At 43.1% G+C, this 17,753-nt stretch carries 19 protein-coding genes and 1 pseudogene; all 20 read right to left on the reverse strand.

The window, feature by feature from the left end:
• Nucleotides 1-207 precede the first annotated feature (207 nt).
• The 20 genes and pseudogenes from HNP82_RS06330 to HNP82_RS06425 all read right to left on the reverse strand — a co-directional run bounded on the left by HNP82_RS06330 (nt 208) and on the right by HNP82_RS06425 (nt 17,732).
• A complete protein-coding gene (locus HNP82_RS06330; protein WP_183772656.1) occupies nt 208-1,179 on the reverse strand; it encodes a glycosyltransferase family 2 protein in 972 nt (323 codons plus the stop codon).
• The gene (locus HNP82_RS06335) at nt 1,172-2,125 is read right to left on the reverse strand and encodes a glycosyltransferase family 2 protein (protein ID WP_183772658.1); all 954 of its coding nucleotides are present in this window, start codon (nt 2,123-2,125) and stop codon (nt 1,172-1,174) included. The genes HNP82_RS06330 and HNP82_RS06335 overlap by 8 nt, the downstream gene beginning before the upstream one ends.
• 100 nt (nt 2,126-2,225) lie before the next feature.
• Nucleotides 2,226-3,422 (reverse strand): Coenzyme F420 hydrogenase/dehydrogenase, beta subunit C-terminal domain, encoded by a 1,197-nt coding sequence (locus HNP82_RS06340; RefSeq protein WP_183772660.1) that lies wholly within the window; start codon nt 3,420-3,422, stop codon nt 2,226-2,228.
• A 9-nt stretch (nt 3,423-3,431) separates the two neighbouring features.
• A complete protein-coding gene (locus HNP82_RS06345) occupies nt 3,432-4,298 on the reverse strand; it encodes a polysaccharide pyruvyl transferase family protein (RefSeq protein ID WP_183772662.1) in 867 nt (288 codons plus the stop codon).
• Nucleotides 4,295-4,591 (reverse strand): hypothetical protein, encoded by a 297-nt coding sequence (locus tag HNP82_RS06350; protein ID WP_183772664.1) that lies wholly within the window; start codon nt 4,589-4,591, stop codon nt 4,295-4,297. The genes HNP82_RS06345 and HNP82_RS06350 overlap by 4 nt, the downstream gene beginning before the upstream one ends.
• Nucleotides 4,592-4,604: 13 nt before the next feature.
• A complete protein-coding gene (locus tag HNP82_RS06355) occupies nt 4,605-5,747 on the reverse strand; it encodes a glycosyltransferase (protein ID WP_183772666.1) in 1,143 nt (380 codons plus the stop codon).
• A 43-nt stretch (nt 5,748-5,790) separates the two neighbouring features.
• Nucleotides 5,791-6,984: a radical SAM protein gene (locus HNP82_RS06360; protein ID WP_183772939.1), complete on the reverse strand. Its 1,194-nt coding sequence runs from the start codon at nt 6,982-6,984 to the stop codon at nt 5,791-5,793.
• A 25-nt stretch (nt 6,985-7,009) separates the two neighbouring features.
• Nucleotides 7,010-8,215: a glycosyltransferase gene (locus HNP82_RS06365; RefSeq protein WP_183772668.1), complete on the reverse strand. Its 1,206-nt coding sequence runs from the start codon at nt 8,213-8,215 to the stop codon at nt 7,010-7,012.
• Nucleotides 8,216-8,230: 15 nt separating this feature from the next.
• Nucleotides 8,231-8,401 (reverse strand): hypothetical protein, encoded by a 171-nt coding sequence (locus HNP82_RS06370; protein ID WP_183772670.1) that lies wholly within the window; start codon nt 8,399-8,401, stop codon nt 8,231-8,233.
• The gene (locus HNP82_RS06375) at nt 8,394-9,227 is read right to left on the reverse strand and encodes an acyltransferase family protein (RefSeq protein WP_183772672.1); all 834 of its coding nucleotides are present in this window, start codon (nt 9,225-9,227) and stop codon (nt 8,394-8,396) included. The genes HNP82_RS06370 and HNP82_RS06375 overlap by 8 nt, the downstream gene beginning before the upstream one ends.
• Entirely contained in the window at nt 9,227-10,366 is a 1,140-nt protein-coding gene (locus tag HNP82_RS06380) for a glycosyltransferase family 4 protein (protein WP_183772675.1), read from the reverse strand. The genes HNP82_RS06375 and HNP82_RS06380 overlap by 1 nt, the downstream gene beginning before the upstream one ends.
• A 280-nt stretch (nt 10,367-10,646) precedes the next feature.
• Nucleotides 10,647-11,282 (reverse strand): annotated as a pseudogene (locus tag HNP82_RS06385) (glycosyltransferase family 4 protein); the annotation flags it as partial.
• 24 nt (nt 11,283-11,306) lie between these two features.
• Nucleotides 11,307-11,672, reverse strand: coding sequence for a hypothetical protein (locus HNP82_RS06390; RefSeq protein ID WP_183772676.1), 366 nt, complete (start codon nt 11,670-11,672; stop codon nt 11,307-11,309).
• Nucleotides 11,673-11,719: 47 nt separating this feature from the next.
• On the reverse strand, nt 11,720-13,498 hold the full coding sequence (locus HNP82_RS06395; protein WP_183772678.1) for an ABC transporter ATP-binding protein: 1,779 nt from the start codon (nt 13,496-13,498) through the stop codon (nt 11,720-11,722).
• 10 nt (nt 13,499-13,508) lie between these two features.
• Nucleotides 13,509-14,021: a S24/S26 family peptidase gene (locus tag HNP82_RS06400; RefSeq protein WP_183772680.1), complete on the reverse strand. Its 513-nt coding sequence runs from the start codon at nt 14,019-14,021 to the stop codon at nt 13,509-13,511.
• On the reverse strand, nt 14,002-14,622 hold the full coding sequence (locus tag HNP82_RS06405; RefSeq protein WP_183772682.1) for an ATP-binding protein: 621 nt from the start codon (nt 14,620-14,622) through the stop codon (nt 14,002-14,004). Before HNP82_RS06405 ends, HNP82_RS06400 begins: the two co-directional genes overlap by 20 nt.
• A gap of 229 nt (nt 14,623-14,851) precedes the next feature.
• Nucleotides 14,852-15,133, reverse strand: a complete 282-nt coding sequence (locus tag HNP82_RS06410; RefSeq protein ID WP_183772684.1) for a hypothetical protein — start codon at nt 15,131-15,133, stop codon at nt 14,852-14,854.
• Nucleotides 15,134-16,198 (reverse strand): radical SAM protein, encoded by a 1,065-nt coding sequence (locus tag HNP82_RS06415; RefSeq protein WP_183772686.1) that lies wholly within the window; start codon nt 16,196-16,198, stop codon nt 15,134-15,136.
• The gene (locus tag HNP82_RS06420; protein ID WP_243164673.1) at nt 16,191-16,463 is read right to left on the reverse strand and encodes a PqqD family protein; all 273 of its coding nucleotides are present in this window, start codon (nt 16,461-16,463) and stop codon (nt 16,191-16,193) included. Before HNP82_RS06420 ends, HNP82_RS06415 begins: the two co-directional genes overlap by 8 nt.
• A gap of 12 nt (nt 16,464-16,475) precedes the next feature.
• Complete coding sequence (locus HNP82_RS06425; protein WP_183772688.1) at nt 16,476-17,732, reverse strand: nucleotidyltransferase domain-containing protein; 1,257 nt, start codon at nt 17,730-17,732, stop codon at nt 16,476-16,478.
• Between the last annotated feature and the right edge of the window lie 21 nt (nt 17,733-17,753).

Below are 17,753 nucleotides of genomic sequence, written 5' to 3' on the forward strand. Positions count from 1 at the left end.
AACCCACTATCTACATCCTTCTCCCGGGAACTTGTCCACCATATCAGTTCATTATAAAAATCTTAGATTTTTGTCTTGACAACTGAGCCACTATAAAACGCAACGATAACTAACTCTTTTTCATTTTCTATACTTGTAAAAATGGGGTTTTTAAGAACCCTTATATAAGTGCGTCCAAAAATCCACTTTATTTTTCACTCTTTCTCCTTAATAGTCCAAATAAGATTTAACGGAAAAAGCAAGAACAACTAAGCCATACAATTTATGGCGAAGAAGCCATACCATTGCCGCCTTTTTTAAATTCAACCTATTCAGTTCAACCTTGTCAATCGCCAATCTACATGGACCTTGTAATACATAATCTTTAAGTGCGTGAATTCTTTCAGAAAGATTTAAATGATTTTCACTGTGGCAAATATTCTGACCCGTTATAATCCAAACTCCATTTACAATCAAATAATTATATTGATCTGTGATTCTACTATCGTTGCATTTATTTAATCTAGCAAGTAACTCTGAACAAAAGGTCCTTTCATTTTCTAGGCTGTTCTTTTGATATTTATGGATGGCCGATTGGGTATTGGGAATGTATTGATACATTTCGCAATTCACAATCTCCACTTTGCCACATTCCAATGCTACATCTAAATTAAAAAGCATATCCTCCCCGTGAAATAGATTTTCATTAAATCGGATATGATTATTCTCTATCATTTTTCTTTTATATGCCTTTGCCCAAACCGCATTTAATTTGACTTCATTAGGATTGTTATTTGATAAAATTTTTAATATTAAGCCATTCCCACAAAATGATTTATTTTTTTCTGATATCGCCTTATGAGTAAAAGCAACAAATTCAGTTGAGGCACATACATCTAATAACTTACTGTTGACATTAGCTATTAGAAGATCATCAGAATCAACAAATACAATCCATTCCCCTTTTGCATGATTTAATCCAATATTTCTAGCAGAACTCACGCCACCATTTACTTTATGTATTGCAGTTACCTGTATATATTTTGCTTCATATCTATCACATATTTCTGCGGTTTCATCTATTGAGCCGTCATCAACTATAATAATTTCATCATCAGGATCAGAATTTCTTATTATACTTTGTAGACATTTTTCAAGATACTTGCCGCCGTTATACACTGGAATTATATAACTAATCATTTTTGTTTCCTTCTCTCATAGGGACAAGTTTTATCATTATATATGCCAACTTATATTTTATGTTAAAACTGTTGTCTATCAAAAAATCAAAGTTTTCCTTTTTGATTCTCTTAATTATTTCGTTGCGGTATATGTAATGTGACTTATCCAATTTAATCATTTTCCAAATTGACAAGCAATGTCTAATATACTGATGCTTATATTGAATATATATAATTTTGTTTGCTTTGATTATGCTTTTACTTAGTAAGTAATCGTATACATTTATTGCCGACATTCGTTTATCATTGAATACATTTGCGCTCGCACTTACACCTCTATGCTCATAAAAATATAAGGCATCATTTATAATTTTAAAAGTTGATATCTTTTCAATGAAATCGACACAAAAACAGAGATCTTCACACATATGAACATCATCACGAAAGCGTATATCATTGTCAACTATAACTTTCCTCTTAAAGGCTTTATTCCATACAAATCCCCTAAAAGAATAATTACCCGAGATAAGCATTAATGCTTCTTCCCGACTATAGAAATTATTAGATAATGGCTTTACATGATTTTTTGTTCCATTATCCAGAAAATTGTAAAAGACTAAATCTTCCCCATTTAAATTAGTGCATAACGTTTGAAGTAAACCTTTGTCGATATAATCATCTGCGTCTACAAAGATGATATAATCTCCTTTAGCAGAATTTATTCCAATGTTTCTGGCTGACGATACACCTTGATTATTTTTTCTAATCACCTTAATTCTGGAATCACTGTCAGAATATGCTTTTAGAATTTCCGGACTACTATCAGAAGATCCATCATCTACGGCAATTAACTCAAAATTCTGGAAGGTTTGAGCTAATATACTATTTATACACCTCTTTAAGTATTTTTCACTATTGTAAACTGGTATGATAATACTAAACATTATTTCACCTATTTCAATCAATTTACTCTCCCAACTGCGATAATCATTATTGCCATAGATCCACCATACCTCATTAAGCATAAAATCAGCACATTATACAAATAGCTGTCAACAGATTACTCTATTTTTTTGCTATCTTAACTATTGCACGATAAATTCCCATGTGATAAATTATCACTTTTAATCTTTCAATTATATAATCGTTTATTTTTATCGGAACAAATTTCTGAACTATTTCTTTCATATCATACTTATCTAAAGCTATATAAAACTGTGAGCGCAGCGGGTGAGGAACAGCTGAATTTAAAACCATGATCCCATCAAGCTTGATAGCCTTCTTCGTTTCGACTGAGTAAATATCGTATTTATCTTTTATTAAATCAAGGATGTCTTCCCCTTTTTTCGACTGTACAATAACATTAGTAAAGCCTTTATCATCATCTTTTAACCCATCCACAAGATCAGAAGCGTGCCAACAATCATATATTGTAAAATCACTGCACCGATCTAATGTTTTAAAAGGGCATTGATAACAAATTGGCCTCGATGCTATTTCACTAAAGAAGCACTTTAACATTAAATCAACACGTGCACTTCCAAAATATGGTTTTCTATTTGCAAAGGATATCTTCATCGTCCCGCTATGGTATCCATATGTTTTATTTCTGAAGGAGATTTTTTTTATCTGTGGACTATATTTTTCTCTTTGATAGTTCAAATATTTCTCCCAAAGCTTCGGTGAAGGAGTGCCATGGCAGACCAAATCTACTGTTATAAGTCGAGTATAACTTTTACGTAAAAATGATTTCAGACCATTAACCTGACATGGAGTTCCCACGAAACATACAGTTCGTTCTTCTTCAAGATACTTTCTTATCTTTTTATAGCAATTTCCAAGGTCACTTTGTACATATTTTGAACCTCTAATATTAGCTAAATCGTCTGCTTTCCAATCTTTTTCAATTATAATATGTTTGACCTTAAAATTTTCATCGTATGCCGCCGCACAAATTATTCCATTCCTTTCTAAAACATATGTAATCAAAGGAGTGACGAAACCACCTGATGTGCTATCCATTAAAACATTTTCATTCTTTGCTCGTGTGACATAAGATTTTTTTTCTTCTTCGCTTTGTAATGGCTTATTTTCAACCGGACATACATTATTACAAAGGCCACAGTTATTACATAAATTTTTGTCTACTACAGGGTATAAAAAGCCTTCTTCGTCCGGAAGCATTTTTATTGCCCCATTTGCACACACATTCGCACATGATGTACAACCACAGCATCGCAATTTATCTGTAATATCTAACATTATTTTGATTCACCTCAGATTACTAAAAGCTTGATTCAAAAAATCCTCCGTAATTTTTTTGAGCTTTTTTAAATGTTCGTTTACAATTTCATAATCAATTTTTGACTCTAATTGATCTACCAAGTTCATACTTCTATTGTATTTTCTGTCCTGTAATTCTAGATTATCACATAGCGTTTCTATTCTTGAATTTTTCGAGTGTTTGGAGTTTTCAGAATAACGGCTAAATATAATAAAAGGCTTTTGATGTATTATAGAAAAGCATGAACCATGATATGAATCCGTACAAATATACTTAGCATCACGAAGTAAGTTCAGAAATCGATCAGGTCCTACATCATATGGCGCAAAGTCCCCAAACTTTTCATCATCAGCAACATATTGGTCTAAGTGCCGCAACGTAACTACTTTACATCCTAGTTGATTTGCCGCCTCCCTTACCACTTCTCGATATTCGGAATTTTTCCCTAAAAAGTAGGCGAAAATATAAGGGTGATTAAATTCCTTATTTACTGGTATAAGTTTTTCCCATCCACTTTTATCAAACATAAATACAGGATCGAGGATTACTGGCACTTTCCTTCCAGTTAATTCTTTAACTATTTCTGCGCCACGGTTTTCCCTCATACTTATATAATCTATTCGGTTTAGATAATAGGCAGTTCTTTTAATCTGATACCAAGGAATTTGTTTTACACCAAAACTAGATGCATATGAGATCTTTCTAATTTTATCTGGGACGAACATTAAGTTAAAAAAATTTGTTGGTAACCCAGCAGGAGACCAAAGCTGATCGCTACCGGTTATGACAGCTTCGTACCGTTCAGCTCCCTTTTTCAATTTTTCATACCCCAAAAACACAGGAGAAAGTTTCACAAATTTTTCTTCTTTAAATTTTTCAAAAGCTTTCTTCCTAATTGCATCGTTCCTTGCAAACTCTGGATACTTTTTTTCCCCCGTTTCTTTAGAAACAATTCATACTTATCATTAAGTAGCACACTATTCAATAGACGTGGTAACGATTTTATCATGCCTATAAGGGAGTTTTCTTTTTGGTATTGAATAAGTTCGTATTCAACGCCACGTGCTTCAAGCATTGAAATTGTAGCATACGCTTGCAGCATTCCCCCATAATTTTCATGAAAGTATTTTATACAAACTCCAATCACTTTTTTCAACCTTTCATTTGGTATTTATTATTTCTTTATATATTTTTTCCATTTGATCCCATGATACTTGAGTTCGAAATTCCTCAGCTTTCTCGACACAACTTTTTGACATACTATTTCGAATTTTCATATCTGATAGCAGTTGAATTTTTTCTGCAAAAGCATGCGCATCCATTGGATTACATAAATAACCTGTTTTACCATTTATGACATAGTCTTTAATACCTTGAACATTAGATCCAACTACGGGTACTCCTGAAGCTAGTGCTTCTATCCCAGCTAATCCAAGCCCTTCTCTTAATGATGGGAGTACAACTATATCAGCGCAATGAGTAATTTCAGGTATATCTCTACGAAAGCCCAACAGTATTAACCTAACATTTAAATCATGCGCCAATTTTTGTAATAAGTCTGTTGTCCCTTCTCCTACCATTGCCTTGCCACATATTACGAACACATAATGTGGGTCTCCTATTTCGGATAATGCTTTAATAATTATTTGCTGATTTTTTCTCAGAGACAATTCACCAACAGAAAGCACCATTAAATCATCATTTTTGATTCCAATTTTTTTTCGATATTCATTGTGATCTATATTCACATTGTGATATATATTTGTATCTACGCCTACTCCATTTATGTGATATACTTTTTTGCACTTCATTTTTTTTACTGTTGCATAATCTTCCCAGTTAATAGTGATGATGGCGTCACTAATACAAGAACAGAGCCATTCTGTCAATCCATAAATCAATTTATTTTTTATACTTGACCCTTTAGGGAAAGCAAGTCCATGCGTTGTGTAAATAATTTTACTTCCTTTATTTCTGTAGTACAGAGCTGCAACTCTAACAATTGCACTAACAATTGGTGTATGGCAATGAATTACTTCATAAAAGTTTTCTTTTAACAATCGTTTGATTTGCCTATACGCTATAAAACTTTGCTTGCTTATAGGAGACGATGATGAAAAATCAACCTGATGATATATGACTCCTTTAGCAAGAAAAAACTCATCAACATTAAAAGTTACAATGCCTTTCGAATTTGCAGCACAATGAACTTCAAATCCCATTTTCTGGAGTAGAAGCATATCATGCAGGAGAAACCCCTTAGCAAATCCTGCCGTTGATGAAACAATTAATGCTTTCCTCATATTCTTTTCCTCTTCACCATACCGACAATGGTTCTAATACAAATTATCTGTTCATCTGCTGTGCAATATCCGCATCGACAATTTCCTCGCCAGTCTTATCCTTCAACTGCTCCTTGCTGGCTTCGCTCAAGCCATCATTGACCACAGCGCACAAGTCACAGGTACTGCACTTATCCAGTTCTTCCTTGGTCACCTTACCGTCACGATAATCGCGGCAAATTTTCAGCTCATACATACTGTACGGGTGCTTGGTGAACAGAGCCTTGAACTTGTGACGCAGCACCCACCAGGCGGGAACCCAAATGTACTTGTGCATGGCCGGGGAAACCGAGCCGATCATCCAGCAATCGCGGTCACAATGGCGCACCTTATTGCGCACCGCATCGGCCTCGGGGCTGTTCCACAGTTCATCCCAGGTCTGAGTGTTCAGGTTGCCCATAACCTCCTTGTCCTTGGTGCCATTGCAGGGCATAACATCGCCGTATGGGTCGATGAAGAAGGTGTCAAAACTCATATCACAGGGCAGCAGGCGCTTCTGGCCGTAGATGTAGTTAATCAGGCCATGATTGAAGTAGGCACGGAACCATTTCTTGGGGCTGTTGCTGCGCAGCAGCTCATTGATGAGGTTTTCAAAGTTCTTGGCCACCATCGGGCGGTCATGGATGATGTTCTTTGCCTCCACAAAGTAGAAGCTGTTGTGCAGGGAAGCCGTTGCAAACTCCATGCCCATCTCGTTGGAGATGTTGTACAGCGGTACCAGGTCAGGGGCGTTTTTATCCTGCACGGTCATGCCGAAGCCAACGTCCTTCATGCCCATCTCGCGCAGGGTTTTCAGCGTCTGGTAGCCGCGCTGGTAGCCATTTTGCAGGCCGCGAATCTCGTTATTGGTCTGCTCCAGACCTTCAATAGAGATGCGGATACCGATCTGCGGGAACTCTTTGCAGAGATCAACAATACGGTCGGTAAAGAAGCCGTTGGTCGAGATCACGATACGGTCACTCTTTTTGTACAGTTCCCGTACGATGTCTTTCAGGTCCGTGCGAATGAACGGTTCACCGCCGGTAATGTTGGTAAAGTACATCGGCGGCAACTTTTTGATCGTCTCGATGCTGATCTCTTCTTCCGGCTTCGAAGGTGCTTTGTACCGGTTGCACATGGAGCAACGCGCATTGCAGCGGTAAGTCACGATCACGGTGCCGTTCAGTTTTTTGTTGGTAGTTGCTTTATTGCTAGCCATTGTTTTGTCCTTTCTTTTCTTCTTGTTACTTTGCTGCGCCATAAATAGGCAGCATTTTTTTGTAATAAGCCTCTATCGTATCGAATGTAATCGCCTTGCAGTTTTCTGTGTATTGGTCGGTCAACGCATGGTTAGACCACAACGTCTGGATTTTTTCTTTCAGGTCATCCGCGTTACCGCTCTCAAACAGAGCGCCAGTTTTACCGACCTCAATCAGTTCTGGAATACCGCCTATATTGGCCCCCAGCACCGGGGTGCCATACATCTGGCTTTCCATAACCGAGAACGGGCAGTTTTCGTACCACTCGGACGGGTAGACACTAAACCGGGCTTCCCGGATCAGTTTTTCCAGCGCCTCGCCGCGCTGAAAGCCAACGTTTTTGATATTGGGGATACCGCTCAGCTCACTTTCAAGCGGGCCTGTGCCGGCGAAAATAAACTGCACATCGGGAAGTTCCTTGCAAACCCGAACCAGGGTGTCAATTCCTTTTTCTTTGGAAAATCGGCCAAAGTACAGGACGTAATCTTTCTTGGGGGTATCTTTCCACTCCACCTTGTCCACAAAGTTGTGCAGTGCCACCGTCTTTTGCGCGAACAGCGGATTGCTGTCCATCTTCGTTTTAAGAAACTGGGAGCAGCAGATCATGGTATCGATGTATTTGTACGCGCCGTTCAATTTCCAAAATTCAGCCTCCAGCATCCCGATGGCTGACTTGGCGGTGCTGCCGTGGATGCACTTGCCTTTTACGCAATTCAGAAAGTGCCCGCCCAGGCATTTCTCGCAATTCTCGCCGGTGTTGGGGTTGTTGCACATATGGTTCGGGCAGATGAGCTGGTAGTCGTGGGCCGTGAACACGATACGACAGGGGTGACCCTGCTTCCGCCATTTCTGGATTTCAAGGATGATGCTGGGCGTCAGTTGGTAGTTGAAGTTGTTCAAATGACAGACATCCGGCTTGAAATCCTCCAAAACAAGGCGCAACTTCTTACGGGCCTCAGTGGAGTAGATGGTTTTGATCGGGTAGGCCAACTTTGCTAGCTTGGAACCGCCGTGGAAGTCCATATCACTGGTGTAAGCGTTCACACGGTTGCCCACGCAGCGTCCTTCGTGTTCCATGCCGAAGTACTGCACTTCATGGCCTTGACTTTTTAGATAATCTCCTAATTTAAATATGTAGGTTTCGCTACCGCCGTTGGGGTAGAGGAACTTGTTGATCATTAGAATTCGCATATTATATTTGTCCTTTTACTTTGATTTCGATGCCACCAGCACTGGTATTTTGCTTTCCGCAACATAAATCACTTTTTTCATAACAACCGCAAAAATAATGGTTGCCGTCAATACCAACACAACAGTGATCAGATACTGTAACCAGCCGTTTCCGAACCTGGTGTTCAGCCCCAACCGCTCAATCATGCGGAACAACACCATGTGGGACAGGTAAATTTCCATGCTGATATTGCTGAAGAATCGGGTAATGCGGCTCTCCAGTACCCCCCCCCCGCACAACAATTGTACATATCAAAAGACACACGGATACAAGCAAGCAAGTCATCGAATACTCGCCTATCAGATAATAGGCCACAACAGACACCGCAGTCAGAATCACTGCAAAGTAGGGGTTGATCTTGGTCAGCTCTTTGCGGTAGAGATAAATCAACCCACCCGCCAGGAAGAAACACGCGCTATACAGGATATTTGAACGTTCAACCTCAAAATATTCTGCGCAAACAAAGTTGTACAAAAGGCTGACAGCGAAGGAAATCCACGCCCGCTTCTTGTTGGCAAGTAATACGCAGAAAAACGGGAAGCAAAGGTAAAAGACAAATATCAGCCCCAAGAACCAGCCCACGCCGATCACACTGATATTACCGGCATTGGGCAGGAACCCAAACAGCAGGGTCAAATCAGCAAATGCCTCATACACTGCATTCCGAGAAGGCGAAAGCAGCACATCGATCAGCACCAGAATGCCAAAGAATGGCAGAATTTTCTTGAACCGTTTGGCGTAAAAATCCGATAGTGAAATTTGTTGATTCTTGACCTTCTCGTAATACCCGCAGCACATACCAAATGCTGACACCGTCATAAATAAAAAGACAAAGTTTGTGAAGGATGGAATTACGGTATTGTAAAAATAGCCGCCGATCTCATAGTCGTTATTTGCCCGCAAGTGCATCATCATGATCCCGATGCAGGCAATCATGCGTAGGCCATCTATGGCTCCATATCGTTCCTTCATCAACATTCTCCTCTATAAATTTCTAATGTTTCTTGTACAACTTTATCCCAGTCATATTTATTGCAGATGAAGTCTGCCGCTCCCCTCTTATAGTGCTCAACACATTCAGGATGCTGACACAACTCTTCAAGCCTTTCCTGCAAGGACGCCACATTCCCTTTTTGAAAAAGTATTGCCTTGTCTTCCACTACTTCTGCACATTCAGCTATATCGGAGGTCAAACAACAGTTTCCATAGCTCATCGCTTCCAGGAGACTAAGGGGCATTCCCTCCAAATCACTGGGGAGACAATATATGTATGCATTGCTGTAAAGCTCATCAAGCATTTGGCCTTGCACGAAACCAGTAAAAATGATTCTGGAATCACCCGCAGCCATATCCTGTACTTGCTTCATAAAGTCATCGGAATCAGAACTTCCACCAGCAATTACAAGTTTTTTCTCTGTTTGAATGTGCTTAAATGCCTCGATCAAATACTGAAGCCCTTTCTCGGGGACAAGACGTGCCAAGAATAAAATGAACGAGTTTTTCCGTAATCCAAATTCTTTAGTAATCAAATCAGCAGGCTTTATTTCAGGCTTATTTACTCCGTTTGGAATATAAACCGTCTTTCTGTTATATTCATTCTGAAAATACTCCTGAACCCCTTTGCTAAGAACTATAATTTCATCGGCATATTTTACTGCCATTCTTTCACCGAATTTTATATATTCTTTAGCAAAGCCCTTCCACTTGGATCGGGCCCAATCAATTCCATGAATCGTGGCAACACAACGTTTTCCAAAAATTTTTGGTAACCAAATCATGGCACAGGGGCCTTCAGCGTGAAAATGAACAACGTCATATTTTCCAAGCGCGGCTTCAAGTGCTGCGAAAAAAGAAGAACTCATTGCAGCCAATCCTTTGGCATTTATTGTGAATACACTTTTAATCCTTATTCCCTTGTATTCTTTCAGATTTCCGCTATCAAACTTCTTTCCGCTTATATGATGGCCTCGACGATTAAAGCAAGTAACCTGGTGGCCCCTTTTTACCATTCGGGTACTTAATTCCTCCACAACGATCTCTATGCCACCTTCTCTAGATGGGATTCTTTTGTGCCCGAGCATTGCTATGTTCAACTTTTTTTGTTCTCCCATCTCTTGTCCACTCCTCACATTCCTTGCGGTTACTTTCCAGGCTCCAACCGCCTTTTATTGGGCAGGAAAACGCCCGCAATCCCGATTTTCAAATTTTTTCGTCTCAAGCACGACGAACAGCGGGTAGACTTGCGTCCATCCGCTGCGGCATTACTACCCTCCTTAAGTCGGCCAAAAACGCCCTATCTACGGGCTTTTTGCTCACTTTTCCGGGCAAGAAAATATGAACAGTATCAGCGAGCCATAGGTTCTCTCTGACTTGTTCCTATTATGCCGCATTCATGTATTCATCTTTATTAAGGCCAAACTTTTCTTTAATGAGGCGGGGAGTTCGGACAGCCGGCCAATTCACGCCGTTGGGAATAAACGCCGTCTGTCTGCCATAGGTATCCTTAAAATATTTTTGGACGCTTTCGGACAGGACGATAATCTCATCAGCGTATCTGGCGGCGACTTTTTCGCCAAATTTTATGTATTTGCTGGCAAAACCGCCCCACTTGGCCCGCTGCCAGTCAATGCCATGTATCGTTGCAATACAGCGCTTTCCAAAAAGTTTCGGAAGCCACAGCATGGCGCAGGGGCCTTCTGCGTGAAAGTGTACCACGTCATATTTTCCAAATGCGGCTTTTAGCGCCGCACTTAAAGATGACGTCATAGCAGCAAGCCCTTTTTTATCGAGAGTCCATACGTTTTTCAGCGTTACGCCTTTATATTCTGACAGTTGACTGCCGTCAAATTCTGATCCGCTGACATGGTGTCCTTTCCGGTTGTAACAGGTGACCTGATATCCCAGCCTGACCATGCGGGTGGATAGTTCTTCTACCACAACTTCAATGCCCCCTTCGCGGGATGGAATGCGTTTATGTCCCAGCATAGCGATATTCAGTTTTTCTTTTTTCTTTTGTTCCCTGGCCATAGCCCCCTGTGCCTCCATCATTTTTCACCCATACACTCTGCTCTTCCGATAAACTGCCTCATTGGCATATTCAAAGCGCTTTAGTTCCAGATGCCTAAAGAGGACTTCATAGAGGGCCCCGGCGCCGGGCTTGCAGCGAAACATATGCATTTCCCACCGAGAGCCGTCGGCCTGGTAAATAATCAGGTAGCCCTGAGCATCCTGGAGGACAGCTTCCGGACGAAGTTCTGTAGTTGTATGGGTTTTGCCGTCAAAACCTTCAAATAAAACACATTGGATAGTGTCGTAGGGAAGGCAGTAGGCCGCCTTGTCTGAGGCGTGGACAATAATCCGGTCCTCGTAGACTGAAAATCGCAGCGGCGCGATAATGTGATTATTTTGGGCTGTCATTGAAATCCTCCTCTTTTGTTTCTGACTTCTGAACGCTAAAGCCGGCGCTAAAAGTCCATCATCATCTGTGACACTTCTTCTTCGTCCACTTTTGAAATGCTTCCGCCGCTGATACGGTAAACGCGGCTGCATATTCCAAGAACGCTTGGCCGGTGGGTAGTGACAATACATGTTTTGTGATTTTCCGCTTTCATAATGTTTTTCAGGACGCGGCGCTCTGTGGCCACATCCAGGGCGCTAGTGGCCTCGTCCAGAAGAAGAACAGGCGCATCGGCCAGCAATGCCCTGGCAATAGAAAGGCGCTGAATCTGTCCCTCGGAAAAACCGCCGCCCCGCTCTCTTACAGGGCTATTCAGCCCCGTTGGGATACTGTGGACAAAACCGTCGGCGCAGACCAGCTCAAGAACACGGTTCAGTTCTTCATCGGTGGCGTCCTGCTTCATAATGCGCAGATTTTCGGCGATGGTTCCGGAAAACATGGTGTTTCCCTGGGGTACATAAGAAAACAACATCCGCGTTGCCGCAGTGATTTCATAGCTTTGGCCGCTGTCGGCGTCAGCCTGACGGCCGGAGGCCACACGGACGGTTCCCCGCTGTACATTGACAATACCAAGGAGTATGCGCAGCATGGTTGTTTTTCCTTCGCCGGAAGGCCCCACCAGGGCGACAATCTCACCGGGCCTGGCGATGAAGTCGGCGTTTTGGAACACCTTTTTTCCTGTGCAGTAGGAAAAATCCATGTTCCGCACCGCAACCTGTATGCCGCAGCTTCGGTTTTCTTCAAGAAAATGCCGGATTTCTTCCAGGTTTTCGCACTTTTCTTTCGGCAGTTCGGAAACAGCCATGATCCGCCCTGCGGCTGTGGCCGCGGAAATGGCTCTCGGAACCATATACACCAGGGAAGAAAATGAGCCGGACAAGGATGTTGCCATCTGCAAAAACAGAGTCATTGTTCCATAGGTAATGTGGCCGGTCCACAGGCGGTAAACGCCCCAGCCAAAACACACAATGGACACCGCCGAGCCAATGAGGGACATAAAAGCGGAGGTAATGATGGAAAATTTGTTGTAATCGAGACGGACGTCCCGGTAAACTTTCTGCACATCACGGAGCTTCTTTTCATAAAGCGCCGTTAATCCAAAGGACTTTATGACCTGCACATTTTGAAAAGATTCTTCGTTAAATGCCATAACGTCGGAACTGACCTCCCGCATACGCTTGTTATAGCTGCGCATTTTTTTAGTCAATGCACGGGAAACCAGAAGCGTCACCGGCGCGCTGAGCAGCGCCAGCCCGGCCAGGGTGGGATCGTAATACAAAATGATTCCCAGAGCCCCCAAAAACTGGAGCAGCCGGGTAATGAAATCCGGCACCCAGCCGAGAACGCTGGAGGATATGCTGGCGACGTCATTATCCACCCGGTTGAGAAGATCGCCGGAATGGTACTGGGACATTTTCTCCCAGTCCGCCTGCATGACCTTATCGTAAATATCCCCGCGGATTTCCTGATCCACTTTGATTTCAATCTTTGCCGAAATTCTTCCGCTTAAAGCGTTGGTGACAATGCGCACCAACTGCATTCCCACATAGAAGACCGCGGCCATGGCAAGTCCGCCGGAATTGTACCCGGTCACGGCGTCAATAATGTTTTTGCTGATAATACTGGCCCCGAAGCTCATGGCTGTTCCAAAAACACCCAGCACCATGTACCAGAGGATGGCCCACTTGTAGCGGACGCCATAGCCATAAATCCACAACAGTTCGCTCATTAATTCTTTAAGCATTCCCTGCCTGAGTTTTCGGAAAATCTTTTTGATCAAATTCATTTTTGATCCCTCATCTGCCATGTTTAAATATGTAACAGTTCAGCCCGCGCTTCACTCTGAAAATCAGCGGCCTCAAAATCCGCGTCCGCCTCCACCAAAACACCCACAGGCGGTATTTTTTATCTCTCACCGGTATCCACCGGCCTTTCCGCCGTATCTCATAGACAACGCCAATCACCTGACCGGGTTGGATACACTCTGTCCATGCCTGGGCGTCCCCATTGATCACCCAGAGTCCCTGCCGTCCCCCACGGATCTTCCGGTGGAGGACATAAGTTCCGTCATCTCTCTGAAAAAATAAAATGGGATATTTTTCAGGCATTTTCCTTTGGGGAGCTTTCAGCCGCACCTGATCCCGTTCCGGTTTTAGCGTGGGTGACATGCTTGTCCCTGACACTGTCAGGTCAAAGCTGCCGCCGGACGCTAAAACCTCCCGGATCAGCGGAACCACTTCTCGCCCGTAGAGGCTGACCTGCCCTTTTAAATCTCTTACTTGCGAGCGGTCACTTTTCATTGGATTCACCGTCAGTCTCCCCTGGATTCCCGCCAAAAATCGTCCCCTCCGTCAGCTCCACAGCCTCCTCATCGGGGCGGCAGGAAAGCAGATAGATGGGCGTCTGGGACATGACCACATCAAGGAAATCCAGCACCGCCTGCTCGCATTTCTCATCCCATTTTGGAAAGAAAACATGGGGAACAAACAGTTCCATAGCCTCCAAAGTTCTAAGCCGGCGAATCGAATTTTCCTTCGCCTGGCGAAGAACAATGATAGCTTTCAGGGGAGCGCTTTCATTTAAAGCATAGGGGGATGAACCTTTCCAGGGTGATCCCCAGGCGTGAATGGCGTCCTCCTCCTGTTTCAGGAAAACCTTATCGCCGTTTAAAATCTTTGCCCCTTTATATTTGGCCCACAACTCCGCCTGGGTGGTCTTGCCTGTCCCAGACGGGGCCGTAAACACCAGCGACTGGCCTTTGTAGCTGATGGCCGAGGCGTGCATGAGCAGTGTCCGGCGGAGGGACATGTAGGAATAAAAACCTACAAGAATCAGTTCCTGGATGGCTTCATCATGACCGAAATCGGTGTATATGTTAAAAACAGTATACGTATTGTCTAAGGCAAGCATTATAGAATTTCCTTCTACTGTTGAAGTAAAAAAAAATCGACAATAGTCAATCATTATGTAGTTAATACCATAACAAGATTGAAACTGATCTTTATTAGTATGCATAAAAAAATATATATTTACCTTTCCCGATTTATCAGTTCTCATAAAATCATGACCCCAAAATTTTTCAAATGGTGTTAGCTTTATGCATACTTTCAAAATAATTCCATACATTATAATTTATAAGTTATAAAGAATTTCTAAATAATGTATATACTTGATCTGGCGTTAAACCGGTACCAGATCCTGGACCACATTTTGTGTATATACTCCATAGCATGTCTTGTGTCAAATTTGACCATTCAGATACATAAATCTCTGTATCAACAAATTCGTCTGTACATGTCTTTGGTGTCGTTTGTCTTGTCCTAAACTCCCCTGCCACACCATATGTATATGAAGTGGCAATCCTCTCCTTTAAATTCAACTCTATCCTTCTCATTTCCGGTTCCATAAATTCTTTTTTCATCTAAATCTCCTCCTGACCATTAAAATAAATTTCATAGAGTGCCTTTGCTTTATTACAAAACGCCTGTTCCACCTGATCCGGCCCGCCGCATTCCGCGGCCAGGACGCCCGGACATCTCTGGCAAAAGCCTTCGTATTTGCAGGTGGTACATTCCTTTGGCGTCTGTAAACTTTGTAATTCTTCCAGCAGTCTCTCCCATGCTGTCAAAAACTCTCTCCCTTTTATGCTGATCGCAGGATATGTCATAAATGAACATAGCTGTAATTTTCCATCCCATGTGAGCCAAAACCCACGGCGATAGCTGCGACAGATTTCCAACGCGGACTTCCGCTTGGCGTAGAACCGGGGAACTTTTTTCACTTCTTTTAGTTCCTCCTCGGTCAGCGCCGCCATGTCAATGCGATGTTCCCAGGCATTTGCTGTGGCGCCCCGCACCGGGTGAACAACGGCGATAGTGTGCTGAAAAATAAACTTTTTCTCCCGTGCGTATTGATACATGGCCTGAAGATCCGACTCATTTTCCCTGACGATAGTGCCTACGGTGTAAAAGGGGATGTCTGTCGCAAGCACCAGATCGATGGCGTGACTGACCCGGTCGAATCCGTCTTTAACGCCGCAGACCTTTTCGTAGGCTTCATTAGAGGCGCCGTATAGGGTAAACCTAAGCTCATAGGGCGGCTTTTTCTTCAGCCATTCCATCACCTTCTCGTCAATGAGATAGCCGTTAGTCAATATCTGGATGAGAAATCCCATATCCGACAGGGCTTCGTAAAGTTCCCGGAACTTTGGCCGGGTGAAAACCTCGCCCCCGGTCAGTGTCAGATAGAGCATCCCGGCGTCTTTGGCCTGGCGGGCAATATCCAGCCATTCCTCATTGGTCAGCTCCCGGCCGATGGCTTTGGCCTGGGCGTCTGTGAGATGGACATAACACATATTGCAATTAAAGTTGCACCGGGGCGTCAGCTCAAAAGTCCCTTTCAGGGGAATCCCCTCTTTATAGGCTTTGGCTTCCAGAAGTTGAGTAAAATAATCCATTTTAGGATTTAAAATCTCACAGTCACTCATCTTCCAGCACCCCTTCATCTTTCAGCCGGCTCAGGAATGTCTGAACCGAAGTTTTGGCCTGATCTTGTGTCACTTCGTAGTCTAAAGTCAGGGCGCTGACAAGGCTTTCCTCCGTCTGGTCTTCTTCCAGCAGCTTCCACAAAAAGGCGCCGGTTTCATTCAGGCCGATCATCCCGTGAAGCTCCTGGCTGCGCTCCCCCACTGGGACAGTCATGTGCTGATCCGCAATTTTTCTCACAATAAAACCACTTTTAATTTTCATCATAATCCCCCATTTCTAAAGGCCGGACACAAGTCCGTATTTTTTAAGGAGACGGACACGCCGCCTGCCAATGGCCAGGCTTTTTGCCGCCAGATTTCCTCCTGTCTCACGGTTATGCCGGATGAAGCGCATCCACCGGCGAACCCAACACACGGGAAGGAGCCAGGGCTTTTCTTTCAGTTCCGGGTGCATATTTAAAAGATCGTATCTCCCTGGAAATATCAGTGTCATAAAAACATGAAGACGGCCAAACCATGTATTATCGCCGTTTGACACCGCAGCTCCTGTCAAATGAACTGCAGTTCTCTGTTCCTGAGTTGAATTTCCAAAAGCCCCAGACACAAATATTTCCGGAAGGAGATCCCCTGGGCAACAGGGAGAACCCTGAGACTTTACGGAAATCCCCAGGTATTTTTCTCCAATAAAGCAAATATCTGTTAAAAACTGACTGCCCTTATTTTCTTCCAAAATTTGCCAAACTTTATCCCAGTCAATAGCGTCATAAAACTTTTCTGCATATAGTAAAATATCGCCAATCTGACGGATACCTACGCCGCCGCAGGTCAGATGTTTCAATGCATGAAAGGTAAGGAACACAAATTCCTCTGTATGCTCCATAGCTCTAAAAGTAACATCATCTATGCAAAAAACACGGCTGTGAGCAATGACATTGTTAAAAGATTCATTTACGCCGCGCCGCCACAGATTTTCGTGGCCTATAGCATTTACATGAAGTTCCACTAAAAGTCCGGAAGATGCCTGAAAAAAACTCACTTCCTGAAGATCCTCCAACTGCGCCGGTGTAACCCCCGGCTTATCGGACACAAAGCCCTGCTCTTTCAACACTTCGGCCACGGCAAAGAAATCTTCCCTTGCCACCAGCAGATCTTCATCGCTGGAGGGGCGGTAATCGGCGTAATCGCCGTACAGCTCCCGGCAGACAATGCCTTTCATCACCAGCGGGAGGGGCACCTGCGCTTTTCCGAAAGCCCGATAGAGTTCAAGGAGGGCCTGATTTCTCTGGATCTGACCGGCCACCATGGACATGACCTGACGGGTCAGCTTTGGAAAATCCGGATGGCGGACAAAGTCGGCCACATCCTCGGATACTGAAAAGATCACGGGGAGGATGTTGTGGGACCGGGCGATCTCCATAACGGTCGTCCAGGAAAATGACGAATATTCAGTTTTTAACCGGCGGGGATCTGCTTTCTGGCCGTGGAGGGCGCATTTAAACAGATACAAAACCACTTTCTGATCTTCAGTTAACATAAAACATCTGTCCTTTCCTAA

Origin of the sequence: Catenibacillus scindens (genome assembly GCF_014202115.1) — a bacterium.
Taxonomy (GTDB): Bacteria; Bacillota; Clostridia; order Lachnospirales; family Lachnospiraceae; genus Catenibacillus; species Catenibacillus scindens.